General features: G+C 46.1%; 9 protein-coding genes. 3 read left to right on the top strand and 6 right to left on the bottom strand.

Annotated features, from left to right (window positions below; all coding sequences use genetic code 11):
- Positions 1-40: 40 nt before the first annotated feature.
- From BEL04_RS03050 to BEL04_RS03035, 4 genes are all read right to left on the bottom strand, one after another.
- The gene (locus BEL04_RS03050) at positions 41-2,749 is read right to left on the bottom strand and encodes a family 78 glycoside hydrolase catalytic domain (protein ID WP_066000057.1); all 2,709 of its coding nucleotides are present in this window, start codon (positions 2,747-2,749) and stop codon (positions 41-43) included.
- A complete protein-coding gene (locus BEL04_RS03045) occupies positions 2,746-4,002 on the bottom strand; it encodes an acetylxylan esterase (RefSeq protein ID WP_066000055.1) in 1,257 nt (418 codons plus the stop codon). The genes BEL04_RS03050 and BEL04_RS03045 overlap by 4 nt, the downstream gene beginning before the upstream one ends.
- 161 nt (positions 4,003-4,163) lie before the next feature.
- Complete coding sequence (locus tag BEL04_RS03040) at positions 4,164-5,198, bottom strand: DUF6588 family protein (protein ID WP_066000052.1); 1,035 nt, start codon at positions 5,196-5,198, stop codon at positions 4,164-4,166.
- 171 nt (positions 5,199-5,369) lie between these two features.
- Positions 5,370-7,520, bottom strand: coding sequence for a gliding motility-associated C-terminal domain-containing protein (locus tag BEL04_RS03035; protein WP_066000051.1), 2,151 nt, complete (start codon positions 7,518-7,520; stop codon positions 5,370-5,372).
- A 269-nt stretch (positions 7,521-7,789) separates the two neighbouring features.
- Here BEL04_RS03035 and BEL04_RS03030 point away from each other — a divergent pair, with 269 nt between their 5' ends.
- From BEL04_RS03030 to BEL04_RS03020, 3 genes are read left to right on the top strand one after another with little or no spacing between them, the layout of a single operon-like run.
- Entirely contained in the window at positions 7,790-10,483 is a 2,694-nt protein-coding gene (locus BEL04_RS03030) for a Tat pathway signal sequence domain protein (RefSeq protein ID WP_139112902.1), read from the top strand.
- Positions 10,484-10,502: 19 nt separating this feature from the next.
- On the top strand, positions 10,503-11,303 hold the full coding sequence (locus BEL04_RS03025) for a rhamnogalacturonan acetylesterase (RefSeq protein ID WP_254659518.1): 801 nt from the start codon (positions 10,503-10,505) through the stop codon (positions 11,301-11,303).
- Positions 11,300-14,593: a glycosyl hydrolase gene (locus BEL04_RS03020; protein WP_066000046.1), complete on the top strand. Its 3,294-nt coding sequence runs from the start codon at positions 11,300-11,302 to the stop codon at positions 14,591-14,593. Before BEL04_RS03025 ends, BEL04_RS03020 begins: the two co-directional genes overlap by 4 nt.
- A gap of 55 nt (positions 14,594-14,648) precedes the next feature.
- On the opposite strand, the gene BEL04_RS03015 is transcribed toward BEL04_RS03020, so the two are convergent.
- Together BEL04_RS03015 and BEL04_RS03010 are read right to left on the bottom strand one after the other, a co-directional pair.
- Positions 14,649-15,032 carry a DUF3037 domain-containing protein gene (locus BEL04_RS03015; RefSeq protein WP_066000043.1) on the bottom strand — a complete coding sequence of 128 codons (384 nt, stop codon included), beginning with the start codon at positions 15,030-15,032 and terminating at the stop codon, positions 14,649-14,651.
- Entirely contained in the window at positions 15,010-15,807 is a 798-nt protein-coding gene (locus BEL04_RS03010) for a HipA family kinase (RefSeq protein WP_066000038.1), read from the bottom strand. Before BEL04_RS03010 ends, BEL04_RS03015 begins: the two co-directional genes overlap by 23 nt.
- Positions 15,808-15,813 lie beyond the last annotated feature (6 nt).

Genomic DNA, 15,813 nt, shown 5'->3' with positions numbered 1-15,813 from the left:
GGGATATAATTTAACATTTTAGAGGCGCAAATCAGAGAGCTTAATCTGTTACTTTAAAGTGATAGGCACCGCTGCCAATGTTGATTATGGCCTTGTTGTTCACGATAGAAACTTTTGAGATTGGCGTTTTATCGCCTTCCATAATTTTTGAACCAATTTTGGCCGGCAGGTAAATGGTGGCAGTAGTGTTGGCCGGGATGGTTACTGACAGATCAAAACTATCGGTGGTCTTTTTCCATTCGCTGGTAATCGTACCATAAACCGAGTGGTAACTACCCTTTGCAGAAGTAACATCACCCACCGGTTCGGGACGGATGACTATTTGCTGATAAGCTACTGCATTATCATCCGGGCGGATACCCGCCAAACCCGTATAAAACCACTCCATAATATGCCCTAACATGAAATGGTTATTTGATACCGATGGCAGAGCCTGCCACGATTCGGTTAATGCAGTGGCCCCTTTAGCCAACTGATAGCCATATCCGGGCACATCGCTGCGGTTGTTCATATCAAATATCACATCGCTGCGGCCTTCATCGTCCAACACTTTTAACAGGTACCTGAAACCGATATCGCCTGCGGTAAAACTGTTGTTATGATCGCGTATGTCCTTTACTATGTTTTCTACAACGGCTTTTTTGTATTGAGGTTCAACCAATTTCATATAAACTGCTACTGCGTTGGCTGTCTGACTACCCGTATCGTACTGTTTTGTCTCTTTATTAAAGAACTTAACGTTAAAAGCTGTTCTCACCTTGACCGCAAGCGAAGTATAATAAGCCGCATCGGCCGGTTTGTTCAACACCGCCGCTATTTTGCTCGTTGTCGTTAGATCGTAGTAGAACATTGCAGTAGCCGTTACGCCTTTTGATGTGAGCTGCGATACGCCCGGACGCCTGGGCCCCAGGTCGAACCAGTCGCCCAAGCCTTCGGTTAAGATACCACGGTCGGACAGTTTATCGAGATAAGTTAAATAGCGTTGCATCATTTCGTAGCTGTCGGCTAAAACCTGCTTGTCGCCATACCATTGATAAACATACCATGGCACGAGTATTGCCGCACTGCCCCACTCGGGTGAATCGCGGAAACCATCACCGAACACGGTAAACTCGGGCGCTATTTCGGGAATCAACCCATCGGGCGTTTGTGCGAACCGCATATCGTTCACACACTTCTTAAACAGGTTTACCAGGTCGTAATTGTATTGCAGTGAGTTACCCATCAGGTGATCCTGCTCCAGCCAGCCCAGCCGCTCGCGATGCGGACAATCGGTAAAAACGCTCACCATATTGCTTTTTACTGCCCAATCTATCAGGGTATTTGTTTTGTTGAACAAATCGTTCGAACAGCTAAATTCTCCTGCTTTATCGGCTCCGTTACGGATATGCAGCCCTTTAACGCTGATAATCTGCGGGGTGCCGTCGATCTGCAGGTATCTTAAACCATAATAAGTAAAACGGGGGCTCCAGGTTTCTTCGCCATCGCCTTTCAAAGTATATTTATAGGTATGCCTGCCTGTAGCTTTTTGATTAGCGGTACCATCGGCGTTGACCAGTTCGGCCGGGGTGATGATGATGGTATCGCCCCTTTTACCTTTGACCGTTATCTGCGGTATGGCCGACGAGTTTTGACCAAGATCATAAACATATTCGGCATCTTTAATCTTTGTAATGCTTTTGGCGGAAAAGCTCTGCATCACTTTTACCGGTTCTTCCATTTGCATGTTAAGCTGTCCGGGGCCCTCGGTAATTATTGCAGGTCTCCATTGACGATCATCAAAAACCGGCGTGTCCCAGCCTTTCTGTTCTAAAGTAGCATCATAATCTTCGCCGCCGTACATAGCCGAGAAGGTGATTGGACCGGGCGCAACGTTCCACGAAGGATCGCTGATAATATCGGATGATGTACCATCGGCATATTCGATCAGCAAGCGGCAAATCATTTTCGGATAACCATAGGCTACCGTTAACTTACGGTATCGCCCACTCGGTGTAAAGTAAAAGCCATTGCCTAACATTACACCGATGGCGTTTTGACCAGGTTGCAGCTGCCTGGTAATGTCGAACCCAACATATAATGCCTGCTTTTGATAATTTGTCCACCCGGCATCCATAAAATGATCGCCGATCTTTTCGCCGTTCAGGCTGGCCTCAAAATGGCCAAGACCCGAAATAAACAGGGTAGCGCTTTTTACCGTTTTATTTACATTAAATCTTTTGCGGAATATGGGCAAGATATCTTTTCCGGGAGATATCTTTTTGCCGCCCCTAGGTGTAATGCCCGGCAATATCCGGTTAGAGTCGGGCATAGTTTCATAAGCGATCCACTTAGCGCCTTTCCAATCGTCAGCAGTTAATAAACCCATCTGCCAGCCGGCAACTGTGCTCCATGGCGAAGCATGAGCTTTATTATCCCACACCATCACCTTCCAATAGTATTTTTTTGCTGATAAAAGCTTCATGCCCGAATACTTTACCTGTATCGATGCCGGTGATAAAACTTTCTTTGAGTCCCATATATTGCCGATGTTCTTTTCGAGCGATGCAGCATTGTCGGCAACTAACAGCCGGTAGGCAGTTTGTACGACTCCCCTGCTGTCCGATTGCAGTTCCCAGCTTAGATGGGGTGTTAGCGTTTCAATTATAGGATCAATTTTATACTCACAACGTGGATTAACCACTTTTACCTGCGAAAAAACAGGCGAAAGCGCCCCGGATACCAGGATAACGAACAAATACTTCCTCATGGCTTAGCAGGCGTTTTCAGGTATTGGTCGGCAAAATTCAGGTATTGCGCCCAGTCGAAATCGGTAACGTTATGTGTACCTGTTCGGATATGGTAAGCGATGCGCCCGATAATGGGAGTATTTACGGGCGGCATGGTTAAAGCAGGCAAGCCTTTTGTTCCTAATAATTTATAAACCGGGCTGGCAGCCAGGGCGCCCATAAACTCACCTTTCGGATTGGAGTTGAGATCGCCTTCGGCACTGGCGATATAGATGGGCCGGGGAGCCACCAGAGAGATAACCATGTGCTGGTCGAAAGGTAAAACAGAATCCTGGTCGGTATATTTTTTAAAGTTATCGCAAAACCAGAATGGAAATTTGGTCGACAAACGGCGTATCCCTTCGCCGGCGGTTTCGTGGAAAAGTTTCGCTCCGCCTGCACCCGATTCGTTGCTGATCACCAAAGCAAACCGCGAGTCGGTAGCACCGGCCCACAACGCTGCTTTACCCAATCGCGAAAAGCCAAAAACGGCCACATGCTTACTGTCGATAGCTTTATCGGTTTCCAGGTAGTCCAATATCCGGCTCAAGCCCCAGGCCCAGGCACTAACGGTGGCGAAATTATCCGGGCGGTTTTGCAATTCGGGATATAAAGGAAAAACGCCTTCATTCAAATTATGATCATGATCGGGCGCAATGTCGCCACGGTATACCGTGACCACGGCGTAGCCCCTGCCAATAATGGTTTCCAACGGCCACTGACTGGCATTAGTGCCCCGCATCGCTTCGGTAGCCCGGTTGTTTACCACATTTTTACCTTTATCAAACCAACTGGCCGAAAGTTTAATACCCGGGTCGGCATTGACGGCATGGTTACCATCAAAATTTAAGCCCACTATGGCCGGAACTGCTTTTTTAACATTGTTCGGGATGTATAACAGGATGTCCATCTGCGGGCCATCTGCTTTACCGGTAAAATAAACGGTGATTTGCTTACGAATAGCTTCGCCGTTTAAAGCTTTCTTATCTTCATCAAACACCCTGAAGCTCATGTTTGCCGGGCTGGCGGGCGATTGCCCGTACATTTCTTTTTTAAACAGGGATAATAATTCCGGCCGGCGTTGATTAAACCATTGTTTTGCCGTTGTGACCTTTTTGCCATTGCTCATGGTTAAAACGTCGGGCAAGGTATAGGATTGCTGTGCAAAAGCACACGTGGTACAAACCGCGATCTGGAAAACAAACGCGGCAAAGCTTTTGGAATATCTGCACATTAAAGTGTTGGCTAAGTTTATACAACAAATGTAAATATCCGCATAGTATACTAATGGTATTTATTTAGCTCATTCTTGTATTAAACTATCATCCCGATCAAAAACACAAAACCCCGGGTTAAAAACCCAGGGCTTTGCAAAAAGGTCAGTTAGTAATATTTTTAAAATCCCAAACCGATACCTGCGTTTGCAGATTGATAAGCGGCAAAGCTGTACGAAGCATATAATTTAAGTACCCAGAAACTCATCTGAAAACCAACATCTGCACGCGCACTATTAGTTGCCGCACTTGAGCCGTTAACAGTAATTGGGTCAGAATAGTTTGTGTAAACGGGTTGTCCTGTATTGGTAACACCGGTTACAAAAGGATAAGAACCTTTTAAACCAACATCGGTATTGCTTGATAGGTACCCAACAGAAACAAATGGTGTAAAAAACAATAACCTTTTAGAAAGAATAACCTGGGTATTCCAACCGGTAAAGTCGCCTTTTAATGATTGGCCCGGAATAGCTACGTTATCATTTTTACGAACATCCATAGGTTTTTCATAGCTTAAATGGGTATAGCCAATTGCCAAAGCCAGGTCGAACGGCAGGGTCTTGCTCAAATCGGGCGCAAAATTGTGCTTTAAACCAACACCGAACATCCCAACCGAACCTACGTCATCCGTAATTTTGGTAGTTGGTATAAAACGCACTGTAACATCGGTATTCTTAATTAAGCCTACCGTAAGCTGAATTTGCGGTGCTGGGATGTATTGTGTTACGCCGCCCGGCAAATTGGTCTTATAGGTATAATTAGGATCGGTAGGGTGTGCCGGGTCGGTTACCGTTATTGCAGCGCCGGTGCTACCTGTACCGCCAAAAGTCGGAGTAACAGATTGTCCTGCATTGGTTGGTTTAATGTTCGACAACCCAAGTGAGTTGATATCAAAATTTTTGTCAGCATCCGAAACAAAGCTTACGGTGGCGCTCACACGGATATTGAACCTTAATAGCTTTTGTGTACGGGCTGTATTGGTCCAACCGCCATTCAAGCTATTGCCAAAACCCTTAAATAAAGGATCGGTGTAGGCGTTCAATAATTTATTAACATCGCTCGGATTCCCTTTAAATAAATCATTAATCCCATCCTGCGCACTGGCTTTCATACTTATAAAAGCCGCAAATAAAATCAGAGTAAAGGTTTTTTTCATATGTGTAAAGTTAGAGGTGGTTTCAATTGCATTAACAATATTACAATTAAAGTTAGCGAATTCATATCAATTATTAGATGAATTATAAATATATGAGCTTAAAATACAAAAATGGAAATTTTATTAATTTTATTGATTTGATATTAATTAAAAAGAAACCCACCTCCTTATTCATCGTATTATAGTTATACTACCTGATTGGGATAAGGGTAAATTAGTATAGGTATCATACGCGTTGTATATCCAATAGTAGGTACCCATTGGCATTGGTTTACCCTGGTATGTCCCATCCCAGCCTTTATTAAGGTCGGCAGTTTCAAACAATTGCTGCCCCCATGGGCTGTATATTTTAAAATACTTGAGTTTGATTGATGCAGGCGCTTTAATTTTAAAAATATCGTTTACTCCGTCTCCGTTCGGTGTAAAGGTATTCAGGCTGAAATCGATAGCCGGCGGCGCGCCTATAGTAACCTTAACGGGATAGATTGTACTGCAACCTGTATTAGATACCTTGATATAATAAGTTGATGGCCTGGCGATTGCGGTAGCGTTAGTTAAAGGTATTGTGGCAGCAGCGTCGTGCCAATAACTATAGGTTAACCCACTTTGTGGCGTAAACGTGGTACTCAGATCTACCGTTTCGGGAAATACAACAGCCGGCGGATTTGTTATCGTGACAACCGGGACCGGCTTTACATCTACCAATACCGGCGCAATTGTTGCGCACCCTGTGCTGTTCACCGCTTTGATATAATACGTGTTGCTCGAGGTTATGTTATGAGGGTCGGTAACTGCCTGTGTGGCTGCCGCATCCGTCCAATAGCTCAGCGTAATGCCGGCATCACTACCTGCAGTTACTGCGGGTAGCGTCATATCAACTGTGAGGCACCCTGCAGGATTATTGATAACAAGGTTTGGAGGATCTACCACGGTAACCGAAACAGGGCTTACTACACTGCAGATACCACTTGTCGCCTTAATATAATACACCCCTGTAGTAGTGATCTTATCGGGATTCGACAATTTTTTTGTGGCGCCGATATCGGTCCAATAGGTAAAAACAAGTCCCGGATCGCTGCCCCTGGTCACGTCAGGCAAAGTAATATCAACAGGCTGTGATTTACAGGCGGGTGCCGGGTTATTGACAACGAGGCTCGATTGATTAAACACATAAGCATTAACCTGCTTAACAAACGAACATCCGCCTGGCGTTGTTGCTTTGATATAATATACCCCGCTGGTGAGTATACTTTGCGGCCCTACGATACCCTTGGTACATGCCGCATCAGAAAAATAAGTATACGTAAAGCCCGGGCTGCTGCCAGATGTGACAGATGTATCCGTAAGATCTATCCCATTGGATGAACATGTTGAAATTGTATCCTTTACCTTGAAAACTATCGACTCGACACCCTTTATTGTTGTATGAATAGTATCCTCGCAGCCTATCCCCGGAAACGGCACTATCCTGACAGAATACGTGCTCCCAATTGCCGGAGCCGGATCCAGATCGAGGGTACTTGCCTGCCCTATCACCGTAGAAAAATCGTTACCCTTATACCAAAAGTATTGTGCAAAGCCCGATGGCGCAACCAGTGTCACCTTCGAAGCAGTTGTTGTACAGAATGTGCTGCCCGATATAGGTGATGTACAGTTCTGGTTAATATCGATATATGCATAACCAAAGTGTCCGCCAAGGGTACAATTATTTGTTGCAAATTCTAAACGCAATGTTTTACCCGAAAAGCCGAGTAAATTAATTGTGACCGGCGACCAATCTTTATAATATACGCTATTCCCTGCATTTTGAAATCCGGGTAAACCTGACGATGCTACAAAATCAAAATTTCCACAGGTAATATATTGGTTATCCGTAACATCAAAAACCTTTGCGGTAAATCTTGGCTGCTGGTATGGGGCATGGCTTGGATTTTGAAAAACCACCGCATAGTAGTAAATAATGCTATAATCAGGATCGTTTGCCGGTACTGTAAATGTATAACTTAGTTGCTGCGCCTTGTTTGTACCTGTCGTATTATTGCCCAATCTCACGCAGGTACTGCTCCCGTTCGGACTAACGATCGGAAAGTGACCATAAGGATCGACCTGGTTATCTTTAGCATAAAAAAGCGTGTGTATATCACTAAAAATACCTGTTTGGTTAAAAACCAGGCTACCATCACTCGTGCTGGCAATACCCTTTGCTCCCTGCCAGTCTTTGAAATTACCATAATCAAAACCGATGTTCTCAGGGCATTGCGCATTTGCAATACTAACCAATAATATCAGTAGCCCTAAAATATAATACCGGGGGGTTATCATTGCTTATGACAAATAGCTTTATTTTTATCAACCGATAAATTTACTACAATTATTTGCTTTTCAGTTATTTTAACTTGTTATTCTTAACTTGTTTCATGTTATGCCCGTTACCTGCGCTTTAAAAACCCACTTGTTTTACAACAAAAATTTTACGCAGGTACCATAACACTACAGGATGCCAAACATGGTGCAGTATTTTACATTAGTTGCTGAAAACCAATATAAACACGGTTAAAACACCGAACATACAACCAGTATAAATTTTAACGATGATGAGCTTTACTACCTGCCGCAAGTTTTTTGCCTTACCGGCGATTTTTTTATTGTTAAACACTATTTTAACCAAGGCCCAGAACCCAACTGATGCCGTTAAATTAAGCTGGTTGAGCGGTACGCCGGTTATGCCGACAGGTGTAAGCTGGGGCGTGCCGTGGCCTCAGGGCAAAGTTAAGGCAAACACAGCTTTTACGTTGACAGCTGATGGTAAAATCATGCCGTTGCAAAGCTGGGACCTGGCTTACTGGCCGGATGGCTCTATCAAATGGACTGCCTTTGCAACAGTAGGCGATTCGACAAATAAAAATGTATCGTTAAATGCTGCTCCCGCAAAGGGAATGAAATCGATGGCCGCCCGCACCCTCGTTACCGACGATGGCAATACCATCCATGTTAACACAGGCCATCTGCAATGTGATATTGCCAAAAACGGAGAAATACTTATCCCTGCTATTACGCTAAATGGTAAGGCTATCGCAAAAAACGGTAAGCTGGAATGCATCCTTCAAAATCAATCGGATGCGGATATCAATACCAGCGCTGTTAAGCAAAGATACAGCAGCAATATATCAAACGTTGTAATCGAACAAATCGGACCGATACGCGCAGTTGTACGTATTGAAGGTAACCTAAAACTAAGTAACGGCAGCCGTACCCTGCTCCCGTTTATTGTGCGCCTGTATTTTTACCAAAACGTGGATAACATCCGGATCTTACATACCATGATATTTGATGGCGACGATCAAAAGGATTTTATCAAAGGTATGGGTTTAACTTTTTCGGTGCCTTTCCGCGAGCAGTTGCAGAACCGGCACGTGCGTTTCTCGGGCGAGGGCGAGGGCATTTGGGCCGAACCTGTACAGCCGCTTAACGGTCGCAGGCCAAGCCAGTATATCAATGATCAGGCACAAGGTAAACTCATCCCGAACGTGGAAACTGTTCCTGAAAATATCAAAACCTTATACCACGAAATGGCCAGTTGGAACGATTATAAGCTGGTGCAAAGCAGTGCCGATGGCTTCAACATCCAAAAACGCACTAATGGCGCCGGCAGCTGGCTGGATGTTAACGGTGGCAAACGTGCTACCGGTTTGGCTTTTGTTGGTGATGTCACAGGCGGGTTGGCGATGTCCTTAAAAAACTTCTGGCAATCGTACCCTGCAGCGCTCGAAATCAACGACGCACGTACTCCTGAAGCTAAAATACATGTATGGATGTGGTCGCCATACTCGGATGCGATGGATATGAGGCATTACGATACGGTAGCGCACAGCCTGGATATCACTTACGAGGATGTTCAGAAAGGCTTTAGCACACCGCATGGTGTTGCCCGTACCAGCGAGATCATGATCTACCCGTACACTGCCATACCCGACAACCAGCAACTGGCAGCCAATGCCGCTGCAACAAACAATACTGTATTGCTAACCACCACACCGCAGTACCTGCACAGCGTTGGCGCTTTGGGAATGTGGAGCTTGCCCGACCGATCGACCAAAGGGAAACAGTGGATAGAAGATCAACTGGATAAAGCCATCGCCTTTTACCAGGGCGAAATTGACAGGCGCGAATGGTACGGCTTTTGGAACTATGGCGATGTGATGCATAGTTACGACGCCTCGCGCCATACCTGGAAGTACGACATTGGTGGTTTTGCGTGGGATAATACCGAGTTATCGACCGATATATGGCTTTGGTATAGTTATCTCCGTACCGGACGCGCCGATATTTTTAAAATGGCCGAGGCCATGACACGCCATACCAGCGAGGTGGATCTATATCATTTAGGTCCGTACGCCGGATTAGGCTCGCGCCACAACGTAAACCACTGGGGCGATGGCTCGAAGGAAGTACGGGAGAGCCAGGCCATCTTACGTCGGTTTTATTATTACCTCACTACCGACGAGCGCACCGGCGATATCATGCATCAGTCGGCCATGAATGCCGATAGCGGTTTGGCGCATGTTGACCCGCTGCGCGAAATATTGCCGAAAGATAAGTATCCCACCCATGCGCGCTTCGGGCCGGATTGGGTTGGCCTGGTAGGCAATTGGATGACCGAGTGGGAACGTACAGGCGATATTAAATGGAAGAACAAAATACTGGTCGGCGTGAACGATTTTACGAAAATGACCTACGGTTTTTACTCGACCAAAGGCAAAGACGGCGGTATGGGTTATGACCCAAAAACCAACCACATTTACCAGATAGCCCCGCAAGACATCGGCAACCTGCACTTAGCCACGCTGATGGGTGGTATGGAAATGGCCTATGAGCTAACCCCGATATTGAATAACAAAGACTGGAACCGTATGTACCTGCAATACTGCTCGTTATATGGCGCTCCCGAAGAAGAAGTTAAAGCCGCATTTGGGGTAAGCATAAAATTAGGTGATAGCGCCGGTGATTATGCACGCCAACCAGGTTATGCTTACTACGTAACTAAAGATCCTAAATACGCCAAACGTGCCTGGGACGAGTTTTTACCATCGGGACAAGGGCGCTTTGGTAGCGGGCCTAACAAATTTGATTCTAAATTACTGAATGGCCCTGCGGTGCTTAAGCCATTGTACGAAATCAGGAATGTATCGACAAATGGCACATCCCAATGGTGTTTAAATGCGATAGAGTTACTGCAGATGGCCGGAGATGCCATGCCCGAGCATAATATCGCTTGGGATAAATAACGTTAACTTGATTATTTTTATGAACCATTCAACCGGAAGAAGCATGAAAAGCGCGTACAAGGTCGCTTTGATAGCAGCCATCGCGTTACTGTCATCGTTTGTTATTTTCAAGCCGGCCCCAAAGCCAACCTTGTGGCTCATCGGCGATTCTACAGTGCGCAATGGCACTTATGGGCGTGGTGACGGCGGTTTATGGGGCTGGGGAAGTTTTATCCAGAACCTGTTTGATACCACTAAAATATCGGTGCAGAACAAAGCCTTTGGCGGTACAAGCAGTTTAAGCTTTGTTACCGGAGGTTTTTGGGCCAAAGTTGAGCCCTTCATAAAACCCGGGGATTATGTGCTGATCCAATTCGGCCATAACGATGGCAATCCAACTACTTTGAAAGGCAATGGCGACGACAGTGTTGAGGTGACCAATCCTCGTACACAAAAAACTGTGATGGCTCATTCATTCGGTTGGAATATCCGCAGATACATTCGCGAAACTAAGGCAAAAGGCGGTATACCTGTCGTACTAACCTTGGTACCGCGCAATATGTGGAAAGATGGCAAGGTTGACCGTGTTGGTGCCGAATATGTGCAGATAGATAAAGAAGTGGCTGCACAAATGGGCGTTGAGGTTATTGATCTGAATAAGATCATTGCCGATAAATATGATGGATTTGGTGCCGACACGGTGATGGCCAGATACTTTACCCCTAAAGACCATACACATACTATTGAGGCCGGCGCCAAATTGAACGCTGCCTGTGTAGTTGAGGGGCTGCGTACTTTAAAAGGCGATCCGTTTAAAAAATATCTATTGAACAAACAATGAAAAATAGGTTCAGGTTAATTATTATATCAATCTGTTTAACAGTAGTTTATAATACATCATTTGCACAGGGTAGCGATACGCTGAAGTACCGGTTTTTAAAACCTCCGGCATCGGCACGTCCGCGTGTCTGGTGGCACTGGACGAAGAGTAACGTAAGCAAAGATGGCATCACCAAAGACCTGGAATGGATGAGTAAGGTGGGCATAGCTGGTTTTCAGCTGGCCGATGTTAACGCAGGCAGTGGTCAGAATACCGATACTAAAATCATATTCGGCTCGCCCGAATGGCTGAGCGCTGTACACTTTGCCGCAACCGAAGCCGAAAGACTTAGGTTGGAGATGGCCGTATTCAGTTCGGCGGGTTGGAGCTTAACAGGCGGTACCTGGGTAAAGCCGTCCCAATCCATGAAAAAATTGGTTTGGAGCGAGATGAATGTAATCGGCGGGCAGGCGTTTAAAGGCATTTTACCACATCCGCCAACTACTATCGGGCCTATTCGTAATTGGGGTAACAGCAATGGCTACTATGCCGATTTCGCCGTGATAGCCTTCCCTACTCCGCCTGATGAATTGACGATGGCGGATAACCAGCCAACCATAAGCGCGAGTAGCGCCGCGGACAGCTTCGCCCCTCTTTTAGACGATGACCTAAACTCATCAGTAAAAATAAAAACAGCGTCGGGCAAACCCGGAACAGCCTGGGTGTTATATACTTTTAACAAGCCATTTAAAGCAAAAGCGATAACCATAGCAGCCCGTAAAGGCATCCCGTTCGGGCGAATTTTAGCCAGTGAAGATGGGGTTAATTATAAGACATTAGTTGTTCTTCCCGGCAAGCAGGGCTATCGTGCAGGCGGAGTACGCACCTTTGCTTTCCCCGAAACCAGCGCCAAATACTTTAAACTGGAGATGACCAGCGCTGCTTATACACCCGGCGAAGTGATCGCACAAACAGAAACCAAGCCCGATAGCGTATATGAGCTTTGTGAGATGAAACTGTTTTCGGGAGGACGGGTTAACCGATATGAAGAAAAAGCCGGTTTTAACCAGTTGTTTGAGTATAGTAACACTGAAACGCCCACGGTCGGAAAGAATGCGATAATAAATCCCGACGACATTATCATCCTGACAGGTAAAATGGAAGCCGATGGTACACTACGCTGGAATATTCCGCCTGGAAATTATACCATTATGCGATTCGGTTATTCGCAAACCGGGGCAAAGAACCGGCCGGCAGTACCCGCCGCTTTGGGTTGGGAAGCCGATAAACTAAGTAAGCAGCACATGGAGGCCTACATCAACGGGTACACCCAACCGTTGAAAGAAGAATTAGGCAAATTATACGGCACCCGCTTAAATTATGTGATGATGGATAGCTGGGAAGCCGGCATACAAAACTGGACGGAGAATATGCCGCTCGAGTTTTTACAACGCCGGGGTTATGATCTGAACTTGTACCTGCCTGCGCTAACCGGCCGCATCGTAAAAAGCGCAGAGGTAAGCGACCAGGTTTTGTGGGACTTCAGGCGCACCCTGGTTGATCTGATAGCTGAAAATACATACGGCATAGTCACCAATTATCTTAACAAACAAGGCATAGCTGTGTATGGCGAAGCGGGCGGCGTATCACTGGAAAGTACAGAAGACGCCCTGCTCAACAAAAAGTATGTCAACATCCCAATGGGTGAGTTTTGGGTGAAAGACCTGCACCCATCATCAATGTATTATATGGATGTACGGGGCGCGGCCTCGGCGGGGCATGTTTACGGTAAGAATATCATCGCAGCCGAATCATTTACCGGCGGTAATTACGAATCGCCGTATACGCTCAAAAAAATTAGTGATTATTGGTTTACGCAGGGCATTAACCGCCTGGTTTTTCACACCTCGGCACACCAGCCGCTCGATACCAAACCGGGTAATGTAATGGTAGGCACGCATATCAACCGCAATATTACCTGGGCAGAACAAGCCAAACCTTTTATAGATTATGTATCGCGTAACTCATATATGCTGCAAAAAGGTTTGTATGTGGCTGATGTAGCTTATTTACTTAACGAAGGCGCGCCGTCCACCATGCCATTCTGGGGTGCGGGCATTCAACCTGCTTTACCCGATGGTTATCAATACGATTTTATTAATGCCGATGCACTGATCAGCCGGATGAGTGTCAATGCTGCCGGTAAACTGGTTATGCCCGATGGCATGACTTACAGTGTATTGGTACTGCCGCAAGCCAATGAATTAAGCCTTTCGACACTCAAAAAAGTAAAGGAACTGGCAGCAAACGGGGCAACTATCCTCGGCCCGCGACCCACAAAATCACCCGGATACAGCGGTAAAGATCAGACTGATGAAATAACCCAATTGGCCGATGATGTTTGGGGCGACTTAGATGGTATAAGCCGTACACAACGTACGGTTGGCAAAGGCTACGTGTATTGGGGTATCCCTTTAAAAGATGTACTAAAGTCAGCATCGGTTAAACCGGATGTGGAATTTGATAAACCTTTGGATAGCGATCTGAGCTGGATACATCGTCGCGATGGCGGTAACGATATTTATTTTGTGGCTAACCGTACGGATAAGCCTATAGATATTGAGGCCCGGTTTAGAGTAAGCGGCAAGGAAGCCGAATTGTGGCACGCGGATGATGGCTCAGTAAGCCCGGCAAGCTATACCATTAACGGCAATAAAACTATCGTACCACTGCATTTGGATGAACGCGAGGCTGTATTTGTAACCTTTAACAAGACGGCTACCGAAACTACCCGACAAGTAACTATATATCCTTACGAATTGGTTAAATATATTGGCGGAAAATGGGATGTAAGCTTTCCGCCGAAGATGGGTGCGCCGGCTAAAATAGAGATGCTCAAATTACAATCGTGGACGATGAGTGCCGACACCGGTATTAAATACTTTTCGGGAACGGCAGCATATAAAACTTTCTTTTCAATAAGTGAAAGGGTCTATACGTTGAGGCAAAAGGTGATACTGGATCTGGGCAAGGTTGGCGATGTTGCCGAAGTTTATGTTAACGGACATGAAGCAGGCACACTTTGGAAACCGCCTTACAAAATAGATATAACATCCTATATCAGGAGCGGTAACTATAATCAACTGGAAGTAAGGGTCACCAACGAGTGGACAAACCGCCTGATAGGCGACCAGCGGGCTCCGGAAGGCAAAAAAATATTGGATAGCTATACACCTCCTTTTGGCGGGCAATACCGGTTAACCGAATCGGGTTTGATGGGGCCGGTGGGTTTGTGGATTGAGAAGAAATAATTTGGTGTTTTGATAAGCATCGGCGCGTGCGATTCCGTCCCGTTGGGAGGGATCGTTATAACACCAATTCGCCAAAAAGCCTGTCTAAAGTTTCGGCGGCGTTAGCGCAAAAGCCCGGGTGTACTTTTGATGGCTGCACGATAGTGCTGCGGGTAGCGGTAAGCCAACGGAAACGTGAGGCTATATCCAACTGGGCTATCGGGCCGCCGGCTTTTTCGCCGAGGCAGATGCGTTGGATGGATTGAATATGTTCTTTGAGCTCGGTACAATCGATATCTTTCGCGAAAGCGCACAGGCGTTGCTCATCGATATTGAACTTTACCTGTAAAAACTTTTCTTTTTTACAGAACAGGATGACGCCCACGTTCATAAATTCCTCGCGCTCTACCCTGGGCACAACGCGGATAACGGCATATTCAAATAAGTGCTTCCCGTTCATGCTGTGCCTGGTTTACAAAAGTTTGCGAATGTGCTATACGTGTGATTAAAAACTCAATATAAGCGGCGCGATGCTGCTCCGGTGTATTAAAAGGCGCATCGACGGTGAGCCACTCATCGGGTATTAACCCAACAATGGTAGTTATCAATTCATTGGTCAATATGGGTTTAAACTGCTCATCGACCGTGGTCAACTGTGCAGCTTGTGGCAAAAGCACATGGTCTTTCACTAAGGCAAAAGGCTTAATGGCCTGCTCCTGCCAGCTTTGCCAGGAGTGATGAAAATACAGCGAAGCGCCATGATCAATGAGCCATAACTCCTTGTGCCAAAGCAGCATATTCGTGTTACGGGCGGTACGGTCCATATTCATCAGCAGGCAATCGAGCCAAACGATCTGTGATGCTAAAGTTTCATCGAGTTTGGTAACTGCCGGGTCGTAAGTAATAGCTCCTGAAAGATAATGCAGCGCGAGATTGAGTCCAACGCTTGCTTTCAGCAGGTCCTGTATCTCTTCATCGGGTTCGGTACGACCAAAGGCTTCATCAAGATTTGCGAATACGATCTCTGGAAGTTTTAAGCCTAAAGCACGCGCGATCTCGCCGCCAATTAATTCAGCGATAAGCGCTTTAATACCCTGCCCTGCTCCGCGGAACTTGATAACGTACAAAAAATCATCATCAGCTTCGGCAATGGCAGGCATCGAGCCACCCTCGCGCAAAGGCGTAACATAGCGGGTAACGTTAACAGTACGAAGCTCGGGTACAGTGTAGCTCATATTGCC

Origin of the sequence: Mucilaginibacter sp. PPCGB 2223 (assembly GCF_001705515.1) — a bacterium.
Lineage (GTDB): Bacteria > Bacteroidota > Bacteroidia > Sphingobacteriales > Sphingobacteriaceae > Mucilaginibacter.
Note: the sequence above shows the minus strand (reverse complement) of the source record. Positions and strands in the feature narration are given on the sequence as shown.

What these genes read in the sequence shown, in the direction of transcription:
- BEL04_RS03010 (WP_066000038.1), bottom strand. Translation starts at nt 15,807, where the DNA reads ATGAGCTACACTGTACCCGAGCTTCGTACTGTTAACGTTACCCGCTAT.
- BEL04_RS03050 (WP_066000057.1), bottom strand. Translation starts at nt 2,749, where the DNA reads ATGAGGAAGTATTTGTTCGTTATCCTGGTATCCGGGGCGCTTTCGCCT.
- BEL04_RS03045 (WP_066000055.1), bottom strand. Translation starts at nt 4,002, where the DNA reads ATGTGCAGATATTCCAAAAGCTTTGCCGCGTTTGTTTTCCAGATCGCG.
- BEL04_RS03015 (WP_066000043.1), bottom strand. Translation starts at nt 15,032, where the DNA reads ATGAACGGGAAGCACTTATTTGAATATGCCGTTATCCGCGTTGTGCCC.
- BEL04_RS03030 (WP_139112902.1), top strand. Translation starts at nt 7,790, where the DNA reads ATGATGAGCTTTACTACCTGCCGCAAGTTTTTTGCCTTACCGGCGATT.
- BEL04_RS03040 (WP_066000052.1), bottom strand. Translation starts at nt 5,198, where the DNA reads ATGAAAAAAACCTTTACTCTGATTTTATTTGCGGCTTTTATAAGTATG.
- BEL04_RS03020 (WP_066000046.1), top strand. Translation starts at nt 11,300, where the DNA reads ATGAAAAATAGGTTCAGGTTAATTATTATATCAATCTGTTTAACAGTA.
- BEL04_RS03025 (WP_254659518.1), top strand. Translation starts at nt 10,503, where the DNA reads ATGAACCATTCAACCGGAAGAAGCATGAAAAGCGCGTACAAGGTCGCT.
- BEL04_RS03035 (WP_066000051.1), bottom strand. Translation starts at nt 7,520, where the DNA reads ATGATAACCCCCCGGTATTATATTTTAGGGCTACTGATATTATTGGTT.